Origin of the sequence: Rhodohalobacter sulfatireducens, from assembly GCF_022012475.1 — a bacterium.
Lineage (GTDB): Bacteria > Bacteroidota > Rhodothermia > Balneolales > Balneolaceae > Rhodohalobacter > Rhodohalobacter sulfatireducens.
Genome location: NZ_JAKLWS010000109.1, coordinates 1 through 680, shown reverse-complemented (window position 1 = coordinate 680; position 680 = coordinate 1). Strand labels below are relative to the sequence as shown.

Genomic DNA, 680 nt, shown 5'->3' with positions numbered 1-680 from the left:
GCCAATTGCTCACTATCTGAAAATCGTTTAGCGGGATCTTTTTCCAGCAGACGGTTGACCAGCAACGAGAGTTTTTGCGGAGTGTTGGACAGGAAATCAGAGAGTAACGGCGGCTCTTCATTGACGATGGAATAGGAGAGAGCCGCATCATACGGTCCGCCGAAGGGTCGCTGACCGGTGAGCATCTCGAAAAGGAGTACCCCAAAGGAGAACAGGTCAGCGCGGTGATCCACCGGCCGGCCCTGTATCTGCTCGGGTGACATGTAGGCCATCGTACCGAGCGTGGTTCCGCTCTGGGTGATGGGTGTCGAATCCACCAGTTTCGCCAGTCCGAAGTCCATCACTTTGATTCGGTCCTTGGAATCCACCATGATGTTGCCGGGCTTGATGTCCCGGTGGACAATGCCTTTCTCATGAGCTTCGGCAAGAGCCTCGGCTAAGTGGATGGCGTAGTTGAGGGCTTTCCCTGGAGTCATGTCTTCGGATTCGAACTTCTCCCGCAGTGTTTGACCATCAATGTATTCCATCGAGATGAAGTGTTGGCCTTCATGCTCCTCAACACTATAGATCGTGCAAATATTCGGGTGGTTCAATGCGGCCGCGGCCTTGGCTTCGCGGATGAAACGCTGTTTGTCTTTATCGGACCGGGTGAGATGCGAAGGCAAAAACTTGAGGGCGAC

1 protein-coding gene is annotated in these 680 nt (G+C 53.8%); it reads right to left on the bottom strand.

Features of this window, described 5'->3' with window-relative positions; genetic code table 11:
• Positions 1-665 (bottom strand): serine/threonine protein kinase (locus L6773_RS21310; RefSeq protein WP_237856699.1); only part of this gene is annotated, 665 nt, incomplete at its 3' end.
• Positions 666-680 lie beyond the last annotated feature (15 nt).